This is a genomic window from Acinetobacter sp. GFQ9D191M, assembly GCF_011174875.1.
In the GTDB taxonomy this organism is placed as follows: Bacteria; Pseudomonadota; Gammaproteobacteria; order Pseudomonadales; family Moraxellaceae; genus Acinetobacter.
In genome coordinates, this window is sequence record NZ_JAALGV010000084.1 from 1 (window position 1) to 23,314 (window position 23,314).

The following is a 23,314-nucleotide window of genomic DNA, read 5'->3' on the forward strand; positions in this document are numbered from 1 at the left end:
CAAGCTCAAAAGAAATTATCAAAGTTCTGTTGCCTTAGCCTGTATATTTTTATGGCTACCGTTATAGGGTTAATTATGAACAGTAAGTGTCAACAGACCCTAGATAATTTAAATATATTATTTTGTTATTGTGTTATGGGGTTTAGATCTTTTATTCAAAAAAACAGTATAATTTCTCTAATACTTCTAGGTTTATATAGAGGTTTATACTTAAGGATACAATATGACTTCTTTTTATAATGGAGGCACCAGCCAAGAGATTTTTAATCTGATTGGTCAAGCTGCTGCCTTAGAGGATATCATAGATGCGATTACCGCATGGTTAGGGGATAAAATCCCGGATGCACTGGTATCTTTCATGTTGTATTCGGAACAGGAACAAACGCTTAACTTAATAAAAGAACCATCCTATTTTTCCAGAGAATATATAGACGCTTTAAAAGATCTAAAAATCGGCCCGAATGTTGGCGCTTGTGGTGCAGCTGCATATCATCGTCGTTTAGTGGTCTGTGAGGATTTACTCAATGATCCGAACTGGGTCGCATATAAAGATCTGGTTAAACGAAATGGTTTAAGAGCCTGCTGGTCGGTACCAATTGCCAACGGGAGTGGCAAACTTTTTGGCTCTTTTGGTACTTATTATCGTTCGATCAAGTCTCCTACTCCCAATGAAATTGACCTGCTGCAATATGCGGCTTCGCTGATCGCCTTAACCTTTGAGTTGTATGAAGAACGCAAAAAACGAAATCATCTCAAAGATAAATATCAGTCATTTTTCTCTTTTCATCCCGATGCAATTTTTGAGCATAATCTGGACGGCAATATTGTAGATGCCAACCTGGCCACCAAATTTTTTAACGAAGTTGGTGTTAAATCGCATATCGGAACTAAAATTGACCATTTTATTGAACCTGAACATCGCCCTCTTGCCTTAGAAGCCTTTGAGCAGGCCAAGCATGGTCTGACTGGACACCTTGAAGTTCAGGCACATAACTCGGCAGGACAGAAATACTGGCTCGATTTAACTTTTTTGCCAATTAAAGTGAATGGTGAAATTGTAGGTATTTTTAGCGTGGCACGCGATATAACTGAACGCTATCAAAACAATGAAATGCTGAGATTAATGAAACGTAGTGTCGATGCAAATCCGCATGGCATTATTTTAACCTCGGCAGAAAATGACCAGCCTATTGAATATGTTAATCCGGCCTTTGAGCAGATTACCGGTTATAGCCTGGAAGAACTCAAAGGAAAAAATTGCCGCATCTTGCAGGGACCCGATACTTCAGCGGAAAGCGTCCAGCAAATCAGCGAAGCCATTCAGAATAAATCTGAAATCAAGATTGTCCTGAAAAATTATCGTAAGGATGGACACTGGTTCTGGAACAAGCTGAATCTGGGCCCGGTGTTTGATGAAAATCATAAATGCACCCATTTCATTGCCATTCAACAGGATGTGAGTCAGCATGTTGCCCAGCAAGAATTGATCGCTTATCAGGAATCACATGACCATTTAACCGGCTTTATTAACAATAAGCTGTTTGAAGAAGTGATTCAGGAAAAACTGCATTTAGCTCACACTGGTTCTGTAAATCTGGTGCTTTTATATCTGGATCTAGATGATTTTGAACCTTTGAATCAAAGCTTAGGTCATGATATTGGCGATAAAATTTTAAAACTGGTAGGCAATCGTCTGAGCCAAAATCTGGAGCCTGAAGATGTGATTTCCAGATTTTCAGGAGATGAGTTTGCAATTTTATTAACTCAAATGACTGATCTCAAGCAAGTCGCTGTACGTGCCGAAGAAATCATCGCCGGATTATCTCAGCCTTTTCACGTAGATGGTTATGACATTCACCTGAGTGCAAGTATCGGTGTCGCTGATGCTGATCCCGACATCAAATGCGTTAAGCAGTTTATCAATGCAGCCAAGGATGCCATGCGTGATGCTAATGCCGAAGGGGGTAATACTTGGCACTGGTATAATTTCACGAAAGAGCCTTTACCGAAGGTCGATTATGTACAGCTTCGTCATGAACTGATGGTCGCTCTGCATGAACAGCAGTTTAAACTGTTTTATCAGCCAATTCTGGACAGTGAAACGGGCAAGGTCAAATGTCTGGAAGCCTTGATTCGCTGGCAACACCCAGAAAAAGGCTTTATTTCTCCTGCCGATTTTATTCCTTTTGCAGAAAGAACTGGTCAAATTGTCTCGATTGGCGAATGGGTGCTCAGACAGGCTTGTGAGGAAGTCAAAGCCTGGAATATGCAGCATGAGACTCAAATTTCGGTTGCCGTCAATCTATCTCCTTTACAGTTTAAAAGAAGTGGATTCCTGAGTGATCTCCAGCAATTATTAGCGGAAATTGAATTCCCGCATGAGTTACTAAAACTCGAAGTGACTGAAAGCATGCTGATTGCCAGCGGTGATAAGTCCATTGAGATCTTAAAAAATGTCCGGGCTTTGGGCATTAAAGTTTCGGTAGATGACTTTGGCACTGGTTATTCGAGTTTAAGTTATTTACGTAGTCTTCCGATCGATGAAATCAAACTGGATCGTAGCTTTGTTCAGCATTTACCTGGCAATCCACGAGATGAGGCCATTATTGAAGCCATGATTACCCTAGCGCATAAGCTGGATCTGGAAGTCGTTGCGGAAGGAATTGAGAATCCTGAACAGGCTGAGTGTTTAAAATCACATCATTGTGATTATCTGCAAGGTTTTTACTATGCAAAACCTGCCCGACTCAATCAGCTGGAGTTAATCAGTTCCTGATTAATATGCCCTTTTTGAGCTGTACAGTTTCGGCTTCTAAGTAAGCTAATTCTTCTAAATGATGAGTCACATAAATCATCGGTAGATTTAGCTCGTCTTTGATCCGTTTTAGGAAGGGTAAAATCTGCTGTTTTAACTGCTGATCTAGGCCCGTTAAAGGTTCATCCAGCAATAAAAGATTCGGTGAAGACAGTAATGCTCGGCCAATAGAAACGCGCTGCGCTTCTCCACCTGATAGCTGATGGGCTTTGCGATAAATTAGAGGCTTTAATTCTAATAATTCCACGATGTCTTCAAACTGGAATTTTCGATCTGCTTTAGATATCAGTTTTTCTGCATAACATAGGTTCTGCTGCACATTCATATGTGGAAACAGCAAAGCATTCTGGAAAACTAATGCAATTTTGCGCTGATGGATTGGAATATTTATTTGCTTTTCTATATTGGTTAAATCCTGCTGATTAAACTGAATATATCCTTGATCAGGTTTCAATAACCCGACAATATTTTTGAGTAATGTGCTTTTCCCACTTCCAGATGCACCGACGATCCCCAATAGTTGCTGCGATATTTCCAGTTTAATATTCAACTCGAAATCGGCTTGTTGATATTGAAAATCACACTTCAACATTTCAGCCTCCTAATTTCCGTTGATAGTTTTGCAAAATAAAATAATTGGCAATTAAGGCAGTAAATGCCAAAAAAATAGATAAAACCACCAGACGCATCGCCATTTCTTCACCATTCGGTTGTTGCAGTAAGGAATAAATTGCGATGGGAATAGTGCGGGTTTCATCCGGAATATTGCCCACAAAAGTAATGGTGGCGCCAAACTCACCTAGACTGCGGCTAAAACATAAGATGCTGCCAATCAGCATACCGGGAATCGCCAGAGGTAAATTGATACTCCAAAACACTTTCCACGGTGCTGCGCCCAATGAACCTGCGATATGTTCGAGTTGCTGATTCATGAGCTGAAATGACAGACGAATCGGTTGCACCATCAATGGGAATGCGACAATCATCGAGGCCAATACCGCCCCTTTCCAGTTAAATGCCAGTTGCAGCCCGAGTGTATTGAGATATTGGCCAATCATGCCTTGATTACCAAACAGTATCAGAAGCAGATAACCCAAAACCACAGGTGGCAGCACCATCGGCAATTGCAAACATGCTTCGACCAGAAACTTAAGCCGAAATTCATATCTGGCCAAAACCCAAGCCAATGTTACTGCAAAAGGTAAGCAGAATAAGGTCGCAAAGCTGGCCACCTTGGCAGACAGGTAGAGCGCACTGAGTTCTTCTGGACTTAACATCTTGCAGTTATTTCTCCAGTCATTGTCTAGGGATTCAGCCTAAATCCATATTTTTGAAAGATGGCTTTGGTCTGCGCGCTTTTTTGTATAAATTGTTCAAATTGCACTGCTTCTTTATTCTGCACACCTTGCCATGTCAAAGCTAAAGGATAAACAATCGGACTATGTGAATTTGCTGGGAAAGTACCGATGATTTTCACTTTTCGACTGATCAAGGCATCAGTTTTATAGACAATCCCCACTTCACATTCACCGCGTTCGACGAAAGCCAAAGCCGAGCGCACATCATCCGTTCCAACAATTCGTCCTTTTAAGCCATTTAACCAGTTCAGTTGGGTCAGACTTTGCCTGGCATATTTTCCGGCAGGCACTGATTCCATTTGCCCGGTACATACATAACCTTTAAAGGACTGGGCAAAATTAAAACTGGACTGGGGTTTAAAATGAATATTCAGATGTTTCGGGCTGATCGCCACTAACTGATTTAACAGGATGGGATGAACTGAACTGGAATTTATAAGTTTCTTGTGTACCAGATAATTCATCCAATCCTGATCAGCTGAAAAGTATAGATCACTACTAGCTCCTGCTTCGATCTGTTTGGCTAAAGCAGAAGATGCACCAAATACGGAAATAATCTTAGTTTGTGGATGTTGGGCTTGGTAAATCCTGGAAATTTCGGTCACAGCATTATTTAGACTCGCTGCGGCGTAAACCTTCACTGTTCCTGCATGGACTGAGGAAAACATCATGGCAATGCACATGGATAAAAACAGAGATTTTTTCATGTGCATCTACCCTTATCAGTGAATAAATAAGCCTTGAACAAGATCCCCTTCTTTCAGGCTTTTTCCTGCCGGAATGCGAACCAGACAATTGGCCTGCATGAGATTGCTCAGCATATGTGATTGCTGCTTAGACAGACTTTTAACTCGTAAAACCGACTGCTCAAAGCTGGCAGACATTCTTAAAAAGCGCTCTCTGGCATTCATTTTCAGATCATGGGTGAGTACAGCATTAAACCAGTTCGGCTGAGATTTGTGTCCTTGTAAGGCATTTAATAAAGTTGCGGTGTAGATCTGCATGCCCACATACACTGCTGCGGGATTGCCCGGTAAACCCAGCAGATAACAATGTGAACTATCATTGCGCTGTAGCTGGGCAAAGAACATCGGCTTGCCCGGCTTCTGTTTTACTTTCCAGAATATCTGTTCGAAACCTAAATTTAGTGCTACAGGCCGAATGAAATCATAATCTCCGACAGATACACCGCCTGTGGTTAAAATCAGGCCATGGCTTGCTGATAATTCTTGAATGAGATTCCGTACTGCCGCCTCAGTATCTGCAACATGAAAAATCTCAACCTGCTGCCCGGCTTGCTGAAACCAGGCTTCAATCAGGGGACCGTTGGCATCAAAAATTTTACCCGCTGCAAAATCCTCGATACTTTCAGCAACTTCATCACCTGTAATGACCACAGCCACTTTAGGATATTGAAAAACCTTAACAATATTGATCCCCGCCATGCTTAAAGAGGCAATTGCACCGACTGACAGCTGCTGACCTTTATTGGCCAATAATTGCCCGACTGAAATTTCTTCGCCCACATCCCGAATATCGGCATGAATTTTAAGCTGTTCCGTAATTTTGATTCTGGATAAATCAATTGCTTGAACAATTTCCTGACGTGCGACCGTAGTAGTCCCAAGCGGAATTTTAGCACCGGTAAAAATCCTGACTGCCTGACCATCCTGAAGTTGCAGCTCATCCTGTTGCCCTGCCCGAATTTCACCAATCAGTTGGAATTCGCGTTCTGGTTCAATTACAGATTGGGTACACAGTGCATAACCATCTACGGCACTTTGCGAAAATAACGGTAGATTAATCCCAGAATAAATATCCTCTGCCAGATAACGATTCAGGGCCTGATTCAACTTCAGTCGTTCAGTTACTAACACTTGAGTATGCTGCAAAATTAATTCTAAAGCCTGATCTACTGTAATCAGACCATGTTCTGCTCCACATCCAGACATTATTGATAACCACCTTGATGTGGAATATTTTTTTGCACATCAAATAAATGTACCAACGCTGGTAGTACCGCAATTAAAGATTCTTTGGCGCCTTGTCGGCTGCCCGGTAAAGTCATTACCAAACTGTTATCAATATAGCCAGCAACGCCACGACTTAAAGCTGCATACGGCGTGCGTTTCTGGCCGAAACTGCGTGAAGCTTCCATGAGTCCAGGAATTTCCCGTTTCAGTAAAGGCTGTAAAGTTTCAACGGTTAAATCTTTAGGACCCAAGCCTGTTCCACCTACAGTCAGGATCAATGGATAGTCATTTTTTTGCTGTTCAACTAGTACCAATAACTGTTCAGGGTCGTCTGGGATTACCTGATAGGCAATATTTTCAAAATTGGCTTCTTGTAATATTTCCAGGACATTTTGCCCTGCTGTATCCGGTTTTTTACCGGCAGCGACCGTATCTGAAAGCACAATGATGGATGCTGGCAAGGCTTCTTTTAAGACACGGGTAAAATGCGATTTACCGCCTTTTTTCTTTTGCAATTTACATTGATCCAGACATAGATCTTCCGGTTCACAATGTGGTTTGAGCATGTCATAGAGGGTCAATCCAGCCAGACTAATGGCAGTCAAGGCTTCCATTTCCACACCGGTTGGACCAATAGTCTCTACTGTGGCAATAATTTTGACATGCGCATCAAACAGTTCATATTCCACATCTGCGCGATAAATTGGTAAAGGATGACACAGCGGAATCAGTTCATCGGTTCGTTTAGCCCCTAAGATTCCGGCGATGCGAGCTGTCTTTAGAGCATCACCTTTTTCCGTATTGCCATTCCGTAATAATTCAATGCAATGTGGCGGTGCATGCAGAATCCCTGTAGCTACTGCAGTCCGATAACTTTCTGCTTTCATCCCGACATTTTTCATTGCATGTTCCTATAGTTCATTTCTTCTTAAAACGTGTGTCTGTTCTGACTTATATCGGCCATTGATAGATGAATGGTGTATTCTCTTTGGCATGATGACAATGTTGATGCGTCTCATCTGAATGTTTTGGATGATGATGCATGTGAGCAGTTTCTACATCTTTACGGATACAACATCCCTCAACATATTGACTGCTGCCATCCATATAAAACTCTTCTTTCCAGACTGGCACTTCATGTTTAACCCGCTCCACTGCTTCCTCACAAGCAGCAAAAGCTTCACGTCGATGTGCAGCATAAGCAATTGCAATAATGGCTTTTTCGCCAATATCTAGTGCCCCAATTCGATGAATTACCCGCACATAGGACACGCCGTATTTGGCCTGGATTTCCTGTTCAATCTGGCGAATCATTTTTTCTGCAACAGGTGCATAGGCCGTATATTTCAGTGCCTTGACTGCTTTACCTTCATGGTGATTGCGTACTGTTCCAATAAATACACCGACTCCACCACATTCAGGAAAAGACTGGATCGGATCAAAACTTTCCAAATCTAAAGCAGTATCCTGAATCCTAGAAAATTGCTTGAATTTGCTCATTTCAGCCTCCTGCGACAGGTGACAACAGCACCAAAGTACTGTCAGCACTAAGGGGTGTCTGACGTGAAATGATGTCTTCACCAATGGCACAGGCACAGCGCTCAATCATGCCAAATGCATCAGGATAATCTTGTCCCACCTGATTCAAAACTTCAGATACGGTACTTTGAGATTTGCAGATAATTTCGAGATTTTGCGGTAACTGTCGTTCTACCGCACCGAAGGCTTCAATTCTGATTTTGATCTGTGACATCTTAACCTCCTATCATGTGCATACTAATTTTGCGGCTGTTTTGATTCATACTTTGATTTTTTAAACGCTGCTCTATGGCATGAAAGCCCTGTTCTTTGTTCCAGATATATCGGGATAAAGCGCCATACAAATTCAACTCGCTTAGAGCGATAGATGAATTTAGTGATTTAATTTCCTTTTTAAGATTTAAGCCTTGAGGTGCAAACAGGCAGTTATAAAATTCACCTTGTGCAGTCAATCGCAAGCGGTCGCAGCTGCCACAAAATGAGTTGGTAATGGTTGAAATAATTCCAATCGGATGGCCATCAATCAGATACTGGCGTGCGGGTTCCGACGCTGATTGAGCAGAATTATTAGTCTTTTGAGTGAGCGTAAATTCAGTCGCCAAAGTTTCTAAAATGTATTGTTCACTGACTACATGCTCAGTAGACCAATTGTGATCACCATCAAGTGGCATAAATTCGATAAAGCGCAGGACAATGTTATGCTGAACTGACCAGCGCGCCAATGGCAGGATCTGATCGTCATTTATACCTTGCATCAATACGGTATTGATCTTAATCGGTAATTCAGCAACTTGTGCTGCCTGTATCCCTTCCAGCACAGGTGCTAAATCTTTTTGAGTGAGCTGCTTAAACTGATCAGCATCCAGACTGTCCAAACTAATATTCAGGTCATCTAGTCCCGCCTGCTTTAAGGCTTGTGCATATCGTTTTAAGTAATGCGCATTGGTCGTTATGGAAATGCGTTGTAGTCCCAGCTTTTTCAGCGCTTGCAGTTGTTCAACAAAATGCACCACGCCCTGACGCATTAAAGGCTCACCACCGGTAATGCGGATATACTGGATGCCATGACGCACCATAAAATCGCAAAATTGATACAGCTCTTCAAAACTAAGAAGATCGTGTTTTTTCATCCATTCCGGATGTTCAGGCATACAATAAACACATTTGAAATTGCAGCGATCGGTCACTGAAATCCTTAGTTTGCGCTTGCCACGACCGAATTGATCAACAAACAAGGCATCATTTTTAAGCTGTGTCATCATATTCATGTTGAACATCCATCTTCAGGCATTGGGTGGGTTGTTGCACATATGCAGTGCGCGAAACTCAAATCGCCCAATCTTGTAATAATTAGATTTGCAATAAGTGTTCCAACTTTGTGCCAAAAGCAAAATATTCAGTTTTTAGTGCAGAAATTTGAGCTGTTGATACTGTTGCAGTTCATCCAGCGAGTTAATACTGTGAAAAAATAGCGCACGATTTTTAAAACGTGCCACTTGTGCGTGCAAATCAGCAAAACAGTGTTTGAGGCTGCGCTGTTCCTGTTCAAGATGTAATTTCAGGCTTGCCAGACTGCTGCGTTTGACCAGACAAAATGGATAAAGTGGCTTACCATTAATTTCCACATAAGCCACTTCAGCCAGACTGTTTTTGGCTAGAGCCTGATGCAACTTGAGCAATACTTTGGAAGGAATATAAGTTAGGTCACAAGGGACAAACAGTACATAATCCGACTGCACATGCGACCAGGCACTTTTCATGCCCATTAACGGCCCCTGAAAGCCCGGCTCATCATCTTGATAATAATGAACACTGGGAATAAGTTTCTGGTAAATGGAATAGTCGCGATGGCTGTTAATCCAGACCTGTGCAACATTCGATTTCAGCTGTTGGTGAATCTTGATCAGCTGAATCTGGTCATCGAATTTCTGCAACAGTTTATTGATGCCATTCATGCGTCTTGCCTGTCCACCCGCCAGGATCACCAGATCAGTACGCGGATAGGCTGTTTTATTATTTTCTCTCTCGGCTCCTTTTTTCATTCTACCGTCTCCAATTGACATGTTTTAATCAGGCCACGGATTTCAGGTAAACACGAACCACAATTCCCTCCGGCTTTTAAACATGCGGTCACCTGTTTTTCATCCGTAATATTTTTAGTTTTAATGGTTTCAATGATGCGGTTTTTACCGACTTTAAAACAGCTACAGACCAGTGGACCTTCATTATTTGCCATCGACATTGGTTGTCCGGCAAGTAAGGCTTTACGGTGCATAGCACTTAAACGTTCACGTTTAAACAGACTTGCCACCCAGTCACGGTCCGGCAATAAGGCCTTCGGTGCAATATATAGGCTGGCAATCACATGACCATCCTGAAGTATCACGCTATGACTGATATGGGCGGTCTGATCTTCAAGATTCAGCCATTCAAAACTTTCATCCTGAAATGGCAATAATTCTTTTAAATGCTCAGTGGTGTAGCTAAATTTCTTCCGGTCTGCCAGTTCATAACGTACTGCCTTGCTGGTAGTGATTTTAGTCCACCACACGGTGGCTTCAATCGACGGCTGTACGATTTTTTCAAAGCCTTGACGCACATAAAATACGCCTTGCCACTGGCTATAAAATGGATGGATGATAACCGGAGTATGCTTGAATTCTGGCTCACCCGAAATAGCATCCACTACCGGATTCACCAGTTTGCCAATACGCGCATCGGATGCGACCTGATCATTCCAGTGAATGGGTGCAAAGACCTGTCCACGGCGGATATTGTCACTAATAGTCGCACGCAAGACACAATTGCCCCACTGCGATTTCACCTCAACCAATTCACCATCCTGAATCCCGTATTTTAGTGCATCATTCGGGTGAATTTCACAGTAAGGTTCGGCACGGTGCGTACTCAAATTCGCCGATAAACCGGTACGGCTCATGGTATGCCATTGGTCACGGATTCGGCCGGTATTTAAAATTAAAGGATATTCACTGGAAACCAGATTTACCGGATCAATCGCTGTGGTAGCAATAAACTTGGCTTTGCCATCCGCATGACTGAACTGACCTTGAGCAAATAACCGGGTGACAGATTTCGCATCTTGATGCTTATCCCAAACTGGCCACTGCACTGGATCCAGTTCGTCATATTCTTGTGCAGTTAAATTACTTAAGCCTTGCAAGTTGAAATAACGGAAATATGGCGTTTCAGATCGCTGACTTAAATCAGAGTTTTGCTCGGCAGATAATCGGACATGCTCCAGAAAAATGTCATGGCTATTATTAAAATCAAAACCTGTGAAACCCATCTTCTGAGCCACCTGACTGATCGCCCACCAGTCCGCTTTGGCTTCACCCGGTGCATCCAAAAATGCATGCTGACGTGAAATACGACGTTCCGAATTGGTCACGGTGCCATCTTTTTCACCCCAACCTAAAGCGGGTAACAAGACATCAGCATATTGTGTGGTATCCGTGTCCTGACAGATATCAGACACCACCACGAATTTACATTTGTCCAGGGCACGTTTAACCTGATCGGCATCTGGTAAGCTGACTACCGGATTAGTTGCCATAATCCAGATCGCTTTAATCTTGCCACTTTCAACGGCTTGGAATAAATCGACTGCTTTGAGGCCAACCTGAGTCGCGATGGTTGGACTTTGCCAGAAGCTTTGTACCAGCTGCTGATGTCCCGGATTTTCTAAATCCAGATGTGCAGCCAGCATATTGGCTAGCCCCCCGACTTCACGGCCACCCATCGCATTTGGCTGACCAGTCATGGAAAATGGCGCTGCGCCCAATTTACCAATTTTGCCTGTTAATAGATGACAATTGGTAATGCTGTTGGCTTTATTCACCCCTTGCGAAGACTGATTGACCCCCATTGAAAACAGGGTCATAACTTTTTCAGTTTCGGCGAATTTCTGATAAAAAGTTTGCAGTTTCTCGACTGCAATACCGGTACGTTGAGCAACTTCTTGAATCGGAGACTCAGCTTCACTTTGTACTAAGGCTTGCTCCAAGCCTTGTGTATGTTGAGCAATAAATTCTTGGTCTGCGTGACTATTTTTCCAGAGGTACTGCAATAAGCCATTAAACAGCGCCACATCCTGACCTGGCAGAATTGGTAGGTGTAGATCTGCTGCTTCACAGGTACTGGTAAAACGCGGATCAACCACGACCACAAACAGGTCGCGCTGTTCCTTGGCTTTCATAATGCGCTGATACAGCACTGGATGACACCAAGCGGTATTGGAACCGACCAGTACCACCATGTCAGTATGTTCGAAATCTTCGTAGCTGGCTGGAACCAAATCTTCGCCAAAAGCTCGTTTATGTGCAGCAACAGCTGAAGACATACACAGACGTGAATTGGTATCGATGTTTGCAGTACCGAGATAGCCTTTGACGAATTTGTTCACTACATAATAGTCTTCAGTCAGCAGCTGACCCGAGACATAAAAGGCAATGCTGTCACGACCATACTGGTCGATACATTGCTGAAATTTATTGGCAATGGACGAAACTGCAGTATCCCAACTCGTGTCTTCACGCTGATCTTTCCGACCCAGCATTGGCTGTAGTAGACGGGTTTCCAGTTCCAAAGTATCTGCCAGATTACTGCCTTTGATGCATAACTTGCCAAAATTGGAAGGATGGTTGGCATCACCTTCAACAGTCACTTTCGAACCTGATATGGTCGGCGTTACATGTGCAGTCACACCACAACCCACGCCACAATATGGGCACGTGGTTTGTGTAGTTTTAGTTTTTAATTCTGTGGAGCTTTCAATTTCCACAACGGGAATACTGTTCATGGATGCTCCTTAGGAGTTGAAACACAATTTAATTCTTTTCAAAAAAGGTTCATTACAACGGTGTCTTTTCAATGCAACTCATTTATTTGGATCAACCTTCGGTTCGACCTACTTTTCTTTCGGGAAAAGTAGGCAAAACCTGAGCCACACTGTGGCGTAAGATCCGCAAAACTCGCCCTCATCCGGCATGTATCAAAAAGGTCGCAGAAACATTCATTTTCATATTTTGTCTTGGCTCAAACAGTTGCGGATGACGTTTCCGCGGATCTTGGTTTCACCATGACAAATTGATTTTTTACCCTGCTTTCTTTAATGCAAAATCCCGACCAAACAGCAGTTTATTTCGAATCGAAGTGATCGGTGTCTGATCTGCAATCAGTTCGGCATACCAGGTACCGTCTTCCGTATCACCAAACAGCACCGCACCAATGACTTTATCCTTTTGAATAATAATGCGTTTATAGATCTGACGTTTCTCGTCATTCAGTACGATATCTTCAAAATCATCTTTTGGTTCGAAGTCACCTGCAGAGAACACATCACAACCACTCACTTTCAGCTGAGTCGGAACCGTTGGCGATTTAAAGGTCAGGCTGCCATGCTCGGCCAGATGTGATGCACAAATGAACGCCTGGCCCCAAAGTGGTTCAATCAGACCAAAGGTTTGACCACGGTGCTCGATACATTCACCCACCGCATAAATACTTGGGTCAAAAGTCTGCATGGTGTCATTTACCAGCACACCGCGATTACAACGCAGACCAGCACTTTGCGCCAATGCGATATTTGGACGAATACCAACTGCGAAGACCACCAAATCAGCAGCCAGCACGGTGCCATCTTTTAGTTTCACTTGGGTCACATGACCTTCTTCACCAATCAGGCATTCGGTATTGGCTTCAGTCAGAATGGTGATGCCTTTCTGTTCAATCGCAGTTTTCAGCATCTGGCTGGCTTTACTGTCCAACTGACGGTCCATGATGCGATCCATCAGATGCAATACTGTGACATTCATGCCTTGCTGTTTCAGGCCATAAGCAGCTTCCAGGCCCAGTAAGCCACCGCCGATGACGACCGCATTTTGTTTGGTTTTGCAGTAGTCCAGCATGTTGTTCACGTCATAAATGTCGCGGAAGCTAAGTACGCCCTTTAAGTCGCTACCTGGAATTGGCGGAACAAATGGCTTGGAACCCGTCGCCAGAATCAAACGGTCATAACTGATCATTTCGCCTTTTTCGGTATACACCTGCTTACGCGGACGATCAATACGTACTGCTGGATCACCAGCAATCAGACGGATACCTTTGTCGGCATACCAGGCATGTGGATGCAGTATGATGTCATCAATGGTTTTCTCGCCAGAAAGCACTGGCGACAGCATGATGCGGTTGTAGTTGCCCCAAGGCTCTTCACCAATCACAGTAATTTCATAACGTTCTGGTGCCATATCCAGCAGATCTTCCAGACAACGCATGCCTGCCAGACCATTACCGACCAGTACCAGTTTCATTTTTTCCGGTGAAACACCGTTGTTGGTGATATAGGTTTTTTGTGGCACGGGGCTAATGAACACCTTGCCATTTTCAATTTTGTTTGGAAAAACCAGCAGTTTTTGATCTTTATCTTCCAGGCAGCGGCCAGTCGCCAAACTAAAATGCTGCTTGTAAATTGGTGAAGCGACGACACGTTCACCTTGCAGATCACCAATGATGCCGCGTGACATCACAAATGCTTTACTAAATGGATCCTGGTTACTGAGTGCATAAACACGTTTTTCTGAACCTACACGAAAGATCGCAATTTGCTGATCTTCCACCAAAGCTGCAACGCCAGTATTAGGCGTGATGTCATCCAGTGCACACACTTCAACCCAATTCAGTTCATTCATATCTTTAAACATTGTCATATTCTTGCTCCTTTATTCTTTGAATCAGGCTTCAACTACCGGAATACGGCTGGCATTGCGTTCAGCTTCAGTTTTTGGACGGATCTGACCGCGCACTTCAGTAAATTGAACGTGCGGATCGTTTTGCTGTTCAGCCTTGGCATTAATAAAGGTTTTGAAACGTTTACGGACTTCTGGATCTTCAACTGCAGTACGCCATTCATCCTGATAAGTGCCCACCACATGCTCCATACGACGCTCGAGTTCTGCTGCCAGACCCAGTGAGTCATTCACAACGACATCTTTCAGATAATCTAAGCCGCCTTCGAGATTGTCGCGCCATACTGAAGTACGTTGCAGACGATCAGCCGTCTGGATATAGAACATGAAGAAACGGTCGATATAGCGGACTAAAGTTTGTGTATCCAGATCTGATGCTAGTAGTTCAGCATGACGCGGTTTCATACCGCCGTTACCGCAAACATACAGGTTCCATCCTTTTTCAGTGGCAATCACACCCACGTCTTTGCTTTGTGCTTCGGCACATTCACGAGTACAGCCAGATACCGCCATTTTCAGTTTATGCGGAGAACGTAAGCCCTTGTAGCGGTTTTCCAGATAGATCGCCAAGCCCACAGAATCATCTACACCATAACGGCACCAGGTGCTGCCGACACAAGATTTCACGGTACGCAGCGATTTACCGTAGGCATGACCTGATTCAAAACCGGCATTGATCAGTTTTTCCCAGATTTCTGGTAATTGATGCAGTTGCGCACCAAACATATCGACACGCTGGCCCCCAGTCAGTTTGGTATACAGACCATATTCTTTAGCAATTTGACCAATGACGATCAGACCATCTGGAGTGACTTCACCACCTGCCATACGAGGAACGACAGAGTAAGTACCATCTTTTTGAATGTTACCGAGGTAGTAATCGTTACTGTCTTGCAGGCCGGCATGGCTTGGTTTCAGGACAAAGTCGTTCCAGCAAGATGCAAGAATATTGGCCACTGTTGGCTTACAGATATCACAGCCCAGACCATGACCATGTTGCTGGATCAGGTCATCAAAAGTTTTGATCTCATTGACGCGCACCAGGTGATACAGCTCTTGGCGTGAATAAGCAAAGTGTTCACACAGATGGTTATTCACTGTCACGCCTTGGCGTTGCAGTTCAGACTTCAATACTTGAGTGACTAAAGGTGCACAACCACCACATGCAGTAGCTGCTTTGGTGCATTTTTTCAGAGCACCTAGTGAAGTTGAACCATCGGCAATCGCTGAACAGATATCCGCTTTAGATACGTTATTACATGAACAGATCGTTGCGCTGTCTGGGAGCAGATCTACACCGCTACCGCCTGCTTTTGCAGTCGCTTGATCAAAGCCCGGCATGATCAGGCTTTCCGGATTTTCCGGGATTTCCAGACCATTTAGCATCATTTGCAGCAGGTCGTTATATTCTTTGGCACAACCGACCAGCACTGCACCGAGCAGTTTGGTTTTTTCTGCATTAACCACAATTTTCTTGTAGATCTGTGCCGCTTCATCGGCATAGAAATAGCTCAGTGAACCTGGTGTCATGGCATGTGCATCGCCAACTGATGCAACATCCACACCCATCAGTTTCAGCTTGGTGCTCATGTCTGCGCCAGCAAATGCTGCACATTCTTCTTGTAGGACATGTTTCGCAGCAATACGTGCCATGTCGTAGCCTGGCGCAACCAGACCAAAAATCTTGTTATTCCACAGCGCACATTCACCAATCGCGTAAATGTCTGGATTGGAAGTTTGGCAATAATCATTGATCATGATCCCGCCACGCTCACCGATTGCCAGTCCGCTTTGACGTGCCAGCTCATCACGTGGACGGATCCCTGCAGAGAACAGAATGATGTCGGTTTCCAGCTCAGCACCATCACCAAACTTCATCACGTGCTTGGCATTGACACCATCTTCAATAGACGAGGTGGCTTTTTGGGTATGGACTTTAACGCCCAGATCTTCGATTTTGCTGCGTAATACTTTACCGCCAAGATCATCAATCTGTACTGCCATTAAGCGTGGTGCGAATTCGACCACATGCGTTTCCAGATTCAGGTCACGCAGCGCTTTTGCCGCTTCCAGCCCCAGCAAACCACCACCAATCACGACACCGTTTTTGGCATTCAAGCTCGCTGCACGAATGGCATCCAGATCTTCAATAGTACGGTAAACAAAGCAATTTTCACGGTCATTACCAGGAATTGGCGGCACAAAAGCATAGGAGCCGGTAGCTAAAACCAGTTTGTCATAAGCAATCACATCGCCATGATTAGTGGTGACTGTTTTATTAACAGTATCGATTGCAATCGCTTTGGTACTCAAACGCAGATCAATTCCATACGCATCTGCAAAGTCGTTACGGCAAAGGGTTAAATCCTTGGCTGATTTTCCAGTGAAATATTCAGTTAAATGTACACGGTCATAAGCCAGACGCGGCTCTTCTGCCAGAATAGTGATTTCAACCTCATCACCCGCATGCTCAAGCACAGATTCAATAAATTTGTGTCCTACCATGCCATGGCCAATCATTACCAGTTTCATATTCCTTCTCCTAAATTTTCTAAATCTTGTATCTTGTGTTTTAAGCCAGGTTGTTTCGTTCAAGAACAGCTTCTTCATATAGCTTTTGCTCTTTGGCCTTATGCTCAACCGAGAAGCGAATCATCAGAACAAAACTTGCTGCAATCACGACCAGGCCGCCAAGTGCCATCAGACAGGTTTGAATATCCAGCATGCCTTTAAGTAAGAATCCTGCGGCGACCGCACCCACGTTACCGCCTGCACCGATAATGCCGGCCACACCACCTAAAGCATCACGGTCAATAAATGGCACCAGCGCATACGTTGCACCACATGCCATGTGGGTAAATAATGCGAAGACAGTCATGGTGATGATGGCCAGCATGGCACTGTTCATTTGCGAGAATAAAATCAGGAATAAGCCTTCCATCAAGATCATGGCAAACAGCACTTTGGTACGTCCGTCCAGGCCTTTTTTGATGGCAACTTTATCTGAAACGATGCCACCCAGTGCACGGGCAAATAGTGCTAGCAGACCGAAGATCCCGGCCGTCATACCTGCTTCTTTTAAACCAAAGCTGAAGTTTTCTACGTAGTACATGGCTACGATGTTATGAATGAAGATTTCGATACCGAAACAGGCCGCATAAGCGCCAAATAGAATCCAGACACGGTAGTTACGTGCAGCATGCATCAGAATTGCCATGCCACCTTTTTTCTCGCTACCTACCTGGATTCCTGCTGCACGCAGTTCTTTAAAGTTGCCTTGTGGACAGTCCTGAGTGAATTTCCAGTACAATGCACCGACGATCACCATCATTAGGCCTGGAACGATCAGTGCAATTCTCCAGCCCATCGCCTGTTCAACACCGAACATCACCAACGCAGCTAGAAGTAAGGGCATCAAGGCTTGAGTCGCACCACCACCGGCATTGCCCCAACCTGCACTTGCTGCATTGGCTGTACCGACCACATTTGGCGCAAACATGATGCTGGTGTGATATTGGGTAATGACGAAACTGGCACCAATGGCACCAATCAGTAAGCGGAAAAACAGAAAGGACTCATAGCTATTCGCAGAGGCCACACCAAAGACCGGGATACTGCCGAGTACGAGTAAGGCGGTATAGGTTTTTCGTGGACCATATTTGTCACATAGCGGACCGACAATCAGTCGAACCAGAATGGTGATCGCGACTGCTGCAATATTGATATTGGCGATTTGATCTTTGGTTAAGCTGAATTCACCTGCGATCACAGGCATCAGCGGTGCACAGGCGAACCAGGCAAAGAAGCAGACAAAAAACGCGAGCCAACTCATATGGAAGGCTCTCATTGCTGCGCTGCTGAAATTCAAAAGACTTATTTTTGTTGCTTTCTTTTCATATAAATTTGAAGACATCACCATCTCCTTCCAGAACTGAACGTATAGGCTTATCTGCTATGCGAATCGCTGCACACCAGATGCGATCAGAACGGACGTCATTGGCCGTCTTACAAATTTCTTTAGAGTCGTCTTTGACTCAAATTCTATTAAGCACAAAGCGTGCCAATAAAATAATTCTATAAATAAGTATTTGTATTTATATTATTTATCGAAAGGTACTTTTATATTTTTTCTAAATTATAGTGACTGAGAACCAAGCTCTTTCTTATTTTCCTGAGAATATTCATATCCAGATTTTAAAATTGCCACTTCACTGCGCCTTTTGGCACAGCTTTAGTGCAAGGAAGCATATAATCAAATTAGGTATTTTTAATTAAAGAAAAACTTATAGTTAAAATTTAAATTTTTTAAATGAGTTAGCTAATTAAGCATCTAAATGTGTCTAATACAATTAAATTTGGAAAATTTTAATTTCAAGTTATCTACTTCAATTAAATTTCGGACATATCTAGATTAATAAAAATTTTTTCCATATTTTTCAAATATTTATGTGGTAGCAACATTAAATAGAGAGCCAATCCAGAAACTGAATAGCATGGCAACGATGCCCCAAATCATGACACGCAGTGCGCCTTTCCACATACTGCCACCGCCCGCATAACTGGCTAATGCTCCCATCATTCCCAGACTAAGCACTCCCACCAGCATGACGCCCTGATCTAGCAAATGTGAAGGCAAAACCAAAATGGATACCAATGGAAATAAAGAACCTACCGTAAATGCTGATGCTGAAGAAAATGCCGCCGTAAAGGGCCGGGCAGCTGTCTGTTCCAGAATTCCAATTTCATCACGCGCATGCGCATCTAAGGCATTATGTGCAGTAAGCTGTTTTGCCACTTCTTCGGCCAGATCAGCTTCTAAACCTCGCTTGATATAAATATTTTTTAGTTCTCTTAATTCATGTACGGGATGCAGATTTAATTCCCGCTCTTCCATGGCGAGATCATTTTTTTCAATATCCTGTTGCGATTTGACCGAGATATATTCCCCAGCTGCCATCGAGGCTGCACCAGAAATCAGGCCAGCAACACAAGCAATCAAAAGTGTTTGTGACGAAGCACCACTGGCTGCCATCCCGACAACCAGACTGGTCACGGAAATAATTCCATCATTGGCACCAAGCACTGCGGCACGCAACCAGCCAGAACGTTGTATATAGTGTTTTTCATGATGATGGGAATGAGGCATGTCTTTCTCGTTCTTCTAGCAGATGAAATAAGATTTTAAATTTTAGTCACTTACTATTTTATCATCTTACATTAAGCCAAATATTTCAAATATGAATCTTCACCTTCAGAGATATCTTCGAGTTTCATCTACTTATTTTAAAAAAATAAAAATTATTTATAGAGAAAGCTTAAATGGATTTTAGCCAGCGGCCGCCATAAGCAACTCACTGGCTATACCTTAAAGGATGAACTTCTGATTATTATCAATGACCTCTCACTTTATATAAGTAATAAGGCCAAACGCTTAAACTAAATACATGGCATTAATCACTGATATCGAGACCATGCCTTAGCCTCGGATGGCAGCTTCAATTGCAGCGACATCAATTTTCTTCATGGTCATCATGGCATCAAAAGCTCTTTTAGCAACACCACGGTCTGAACTGTATGATGCTTCAAGCAAAGCTTTAGGGATGATTTGCCAAGATACTCCCCATTTATCCTTACACCATCCGCATTCACTTTCCTGACCACCATTATTAACGATCGCATTCCAATAGCGGTCAGTTTCTTCCTGATCTTCTGTGGCGACTTGAAATGAGAAAGATTCATTATGTTGAAATACAGGTCCTCCGTTTAAACCAATACATGGAATACCCAGTACGGTAAAGTCTACTGTGATGACATCACCTGCTTTACCAGAGGGATAATCTCCAGGTGCAAGAACGATGGCACCTACAGATGAATTTGGAAAAGTTTCTGCATAAAATCGTGCGGCTTCTTCAGCATCATGATCGTACCAAAGACAGATGGTATTCTTTGCAATATTCATGATCTCACCTTTTCTTTCAGAATAGGTTTTAAACTACCTAAGAACTCTTCAATATCTCATCTACTAGTTGAGTCCTACTCTTCCCATCTTTCACCCAAAATTAAGATAAGCCTGTTTTAGAATTGTATATTTATTGATCTAATTGACTGAAAGCGTCATCAAAAAGAATAGTTTTAAAGAGTCGAGAGGAAACCTTTATCACCACTTAATCATAATATGTGATTCTCTTTTTTGAGAATCGGTCAAGCTGCTTTAAAAATCCTTCGAAATAATCTTTCTGCTTTTCTTCAGTTCGATAACCTGCATATAAAGTCCGGCGCAGTCCATTCGGTGCTACACACTCCAAACGGCGCGAAGTCACCCAGCCCTTTTGTTCATATTCATTCACTACCCAATCTGGCAAGGCTGCAATTCCCCGACCACTGGCAACCAGTTGAATCAGCATTTGAGTCAAGTCGGTGGTCCGAATTTGTTTAGGTAAAATATTCGCTGGAATAAACAGGTGTGACATGATGTCCAGACGGTGCTTGTCCACTGGATAGGTAATCAGTGTTTCTTCCGCCAATTCCTGGACGCTAATACTTTGGGAACGCACTAAAGGATGAGTATTCGATAGCACCAAACGCGACTCATACTCAAAAATCGGGAAATACTCTATACCCTTCAGTTCAATAGGATCAGCGGTAATAAGCAGATCGAATTCCCCTGTTTGTAATAATTCATGCGGATTGGCCTCAAAGCCAGAAGCGAAATCCAAATCTACATCTGGATATTGAATACGATATTGATTCAGTAAAGGCATCAACCAGTCGAAACAGCTATGGCATTCGGAAGAAAAAATGATCCGTCCTGTCTGCCCATGCACAATGCGAATGATATCACTCTGTGCAACATGGACTTGAGGCAAAATATCATCTGCCAGCTTCAGTAAGCGCTGCCCGACATTGGAAAAACTGACCGGACGGCTACGGCGATTGACGATTTCGACTCCGAACCATTGATCTAATTCACGAAGCTGATGGGATAAAGCTGAAGGCGTGAGACAAAGATCTCCTGCTGCTGCAACCAGTGAACCATGTTCCCGTAACGCGACTAAGGTTTTTAAATGACGAAGTTCTAACATGAATGACCTGAAATCTATCTAATCTGATTCAATCTTAATTAAATAAGCTTACCCTATTTTGAACTTTAATATTATTAAATTTCATTTTAAAATTTATAGGATGAATTTTTCTCAACCAGTAAAATCTACCACTCTTATCGATACAAAATAAAAACCTCCGAAATTAGGAGGCTTTTACTTCAGTTAGAGTTTAAGAATCAACCTCTTTTCAAAAGAAGGAAATACCCTAGCTCAAAAATCATGAGACATTTCCTTCTACTCAGGCTTAATAAACTTAACTATTTTTTATGGACTGAAAGACTTGATAGGCTGCCTTAATTCGCTCTGCATTGGGAATTTTTTTATTCATCATCATCACCAGTCCAAAATTTTCTTCCGGAATAAACAGCACATAGGTTCCAAAGCCATTGGTTGAACCAGTTTTATGAAAAACTTGTGATTTTTCCTGAACAGTATTTTTGACTACCCGATTTGCTTGCATCACGACTTTTTCAGAATTACTTTCCAGCAAAATATCGAGCGTCGTCGGATATGAAAAGTTCTCCCAACCGAGTGCTTGGGTCATTTTTCCAAGCTTAAAATATCCATGATGAGTTTCCAGAAGCGCTTGTTTAATATCAGTCTTGTTCTTTTTCGGATTCAGATTGGCATCTAATAATTTCAGCATATCGGGAAGTGTAGATTTCACACCATAGGCCTGGGCATCCAAAGCTCCCGGGGTTACTCGCACCGGATGATTGTTCTGATCATAACCAAAAGCATAATGAACCCTTTGTGCTTTCGGAACATTGATATAGGTATTCTTTAAATTGAGTTTTGGAAAAATCGTCTGTTCCAGCAATACGCTAAAAGGAACATTCATTGATCTTGCACTTAACTCACCAAATAAGCCAATACTGGGATTTGAATATTGCCGATATTGGCCAGGCGGATGCTTAACCTGCCAATCTTGGAAATACTCTAAAACTTGCTGTTCTGTCTTAACCTGATCCGGAAATTGCAAAGGTAAATTGCCACTCGTATAAGTGGCTAATTCCAGCAAACTGACTTTGTTGATTTCTGAATTCTTTAAATCAGGCCAATACTTAGCTGGATGATCATTAAAAGAAAGCTTGCTCTGACTCTTGGCATAGCCCCCTGCAATGCCCGTAAAAATTTTACTTACAGAACCTAATTCAAAAATTGTTTGCCGATTTACAGCTTTATGGTCGATATGAGATTGCAGGCCATAATAGTATTCATGATTTTTTCCCTGATAAATCACCCCGACTGCCATTCCCAATACATCATATTGTTGCATGAGCGGCTTGAATGACTGATCAATAGCAGCCTTAATATAATTTCCCTTTGTGTCATCTGCATTTGCCTGAACGCTCCATCCTATAGCCAAGGCAATGATTCCTGCCTTAAATCCTTTCACAGTACTTAAAACCATTCTTATTTTTTATCCCATTTAAGAAAGTGGTTATCTTCTCACTTATTTCCCCACTCATCCTTAATAGATTCTTTATTTCTCTTTCTATTAATTAGTGAATTCAATTTCTGAACTATTCAATCTCTCTTGTCTATAAGTTGCTCCCTCATAGAGGACATATAGTCCTTCCAAGCTTTCTCCATTTTTTTATAAAAATGGTAGAATTGCCATACCTATAAAATTTGAAAATAAAATATAAGAGTTAAATAAAAATAAGCTAAATTTAGCTATATCTCTAAACTTAAGCTTTTATTTTATTGACTAAAAAATTATTAAATCGAATTTCAATAGACCTCTTTCATAAATCAT

At 42.7% G+C, this 23,314-nt stretch carries 18 protein-coding genes and 1 pseudogene; 2 read left to right on the forward strand and 17 right to left on the reverse strand.

Translation table 11 applies throughout. The annotated features are described in order from the left end of the window. Positions 1–86: pseudogene (locus tag G5T77_RS17225) on the forward strand (IS5/IS1182 family transposase); the annotation flags it as partial. A 137-nt stretch (positions 87–223) separates the two neighbouring features. Continuing rightward, entirely contained in the window at positions 224–2,776 is a 2,553-nt protein-coding gene (locus G5T77_RS12550) for an EAL domain-containing protein (protein WP_166136887.1), read from the forward strand. Here G5T77_RS12550 and G5T77_RS12555 read toward each other — a convergent pair. The 17 genes from G5T77_RS12555 to ampC all read right to left on the reverse strand — a co-directional run bounded on the left by G5T77_RS12555 (position 2,766) and on the right by ampC (position 22,966). Further along, entirely contained in the window at positions 2,766–3,407 is a 642-nt protein-coding gene (locus G5T77_RS12555; RefSeq protein WP_166136889.1) for an ATP-binding cassette domain-containing protein, read from the reverse strand. The two genes, G5T77_RS12550 and G5T77_RS12555, sit on opposite strands and share 11 nt — an antisense overlap. Before the next feature lies 1 nt (position 3,408). Further along, entirely contained in the window at positions 3,409–4,092 is a 684-nt protein-coding gene (gene modB / locus G5T77_RS12560; protein ID WP_166136891.1) for a molybdate ABC transporter permease subunit, read from the reverse strand. Between the two features lie 26 nt (positions 4,093–4,118). Further along, positions 4,119–4,880, reverse strand: coding sequence for a molybdate ABC transporter substrate-binding protein (modA, locus tag G5T77_RS12565; protein ID WP_166136893.1), 762 nt, complete (start codon positions 4,878–4,880; stop codon positions 4,119–4,121). A gap of 15 nt (positions 4,881–4,895) precedes the next feature. Further along, on the reverse strand, positions 4,896–6,125 hold the full coding sequence (locus G5T77_RS12570; RefSeq protein WP_166136895.1) for a molybdopterin molybdotransferase MoeA: 1,230 nt from the start codon (positions 6,123–6,125) through the stop codon (positions 4,896–4,898). Further along, entirely contained in the window at positions 6,125–7,048 is a 924-nt protein-coding gene (gene moaCB / locus G5T77_RS12575) for a bifunctional molybdenum cofactor biosynthesis protein MoaC/MoaB (protein WP_166136897.1), read from the reverse strand. The genes G5T77_RS12570 and moaCB overlap by 1 nt, the downstream gene beginning before the upstream one ends. Before the next feature lie 49 nt (positions 7,049–7,097). Continuing rightward, positions 7,098–7,646: a molybdenum cofactor biosynthesis protein MoaE gene (locus G5T77_RS12580; RefSeq protein ID WP_166136899.1), complete on the reverse strand. Its 549-nt coding sequence runs from the start codon at positions 7,644–7,646 to the stop codon at positions 7,098–7,100. A gap of 1 nt (position 7,647) precedes the next feature. Then, positions 7,648–7,899 carry a MoaD/ThiS family protein gene (locus G5T77_RS12585; protein WP_004783151.1) on the reverse strand — a complete coding sequence of 84 codons (252 nt, stop codon included), beginning with the start codon at positions 7,897–7,899 and terminating at the stop codon, positions 7,648–7,650. Position 7,900: 1 nt separating this feature from the next. Continuing rightward, a complete protein-coding gene (moaA, locus tag G5T77_RS12590) occupies positions 7,901–8,953 on the reverse strand; it encodes a GTP 3',8-cyclase MoaA (RefSeq protein ID WP_166136901.1) in 1,053 nt (350 codons plus the stop codon). A gap of 135 nt (positions 8,954–9,088) precedes the next feature. After that, positions 9,089–9,727 carry an NTP transferase domain-containing protein gene (locus G5T77_RS12595; protein ID WP_166136903.1) on the reverse strand — a complete coding sequence of 213 codons (639 nt, stop codon included), beginning with the start codon at positions 9,725–9,727 and terminating at the stop codon, positions 9,089–9,091. Next, positions 9,724–12,504, reverse strand: a complete 2,781-nt coding sequence (locus G5T77_RS12600) for a nitrate reductase (protein WP_166136905.1) — start codon at positions 12,502–12,504, stop codon at positions 9,724–9,726. Before G5T77_RS12600 ends, G5T77_RS12595 begins: the two co-directional genes overlap by 4 nt. Before the next feature lie 295 nt (positions 12,505–12,799). Further along, entirely contained in the window at positions 12,800–14,410 is a 1,611-nt protein-coding gene (gene nirD, locus G5T77_RS12605) for a nitrite reductase small subunit NirD (protein WP_166136907.1), read from the reverse strand. Between the two features lie 24 nt (positions 14,411–14,434). Next, the gene (gene nirB / locus G5T77_RS12610) at positions 14,435–16,981 is read right to left on the reverse strand and encodes a nitrite reductase large subunit NirB (RefSeq protein ID WP_166136909.1); all 2,547 of its coding nucleotides are present in this window, start codon (positions 16,979–16,981) and stop codon (positions 14,435–14,437) included. 40 nt (positions 16,982–17,021) lie between these two features. Continuing rightward, positions 17,022–18,362: an MFS transporter gene (locus G5T77_RS12615; protein WP_004783163.1), complete on the reverse strand. Its 1,341-nt coding sequence runs from the start codon at positions 18,360–18,362 to the stop codon at positions 17,022–17,024. 531 nt (positions 18,363–18,893) lie between these two features. Continuing rightward, a complete protein-coding gene (locus tag G5T77_RS12620; protein WP_004783164.1) occupies positions 18,894–19,595 on the reverse strand; it encodes a VIT family protein in 702 nt (233 codons plus the stop codon). A 330-nt stretch (positions 19,596–19,925) separates the two neighbouring features. Continuing rightward, positions 19,926–20,408 (reverse strand): VOC family protein, encoded by a 483-nt coding sequence (locus G5T77_RS12625; RefSeq protein ID WP_166136912.1) that lies wholly within the window; start codon positions 20,406–20,408, stop codon positions 19,926–19,928. Between the two features lie 205 nt (positions 20,409–20,613). Continuing rightward, the gene (locus G5T77_RS12630; RefSeq protein ID WP_004783169.1) at positions 20,614–21,531 is read right to left on the reverse strand and encodes a LysR family transcriptional regulator; all 918 of its coding nucleotides are present in this window, start codon (positions 21,529–21,531) and stop codon (positions 20,614–20,616) included. Between the two features lie 274 nt (positions 21,532–21,805). Next, positions 21,806–22,966: a class C beta-lactamase gene (ampC, locus tag G5T77_RS12635; RefSeq protein ID WP_004783170.1), complete on the reverse strand. Its 1,161-nt coding sequence runs from the start codon at positions 22,964–22,966 to the stop codon at positions 21,806–21,808. Between the last annotated feature and the right edge of the window lie 348 nt (positions 22,967–23,314).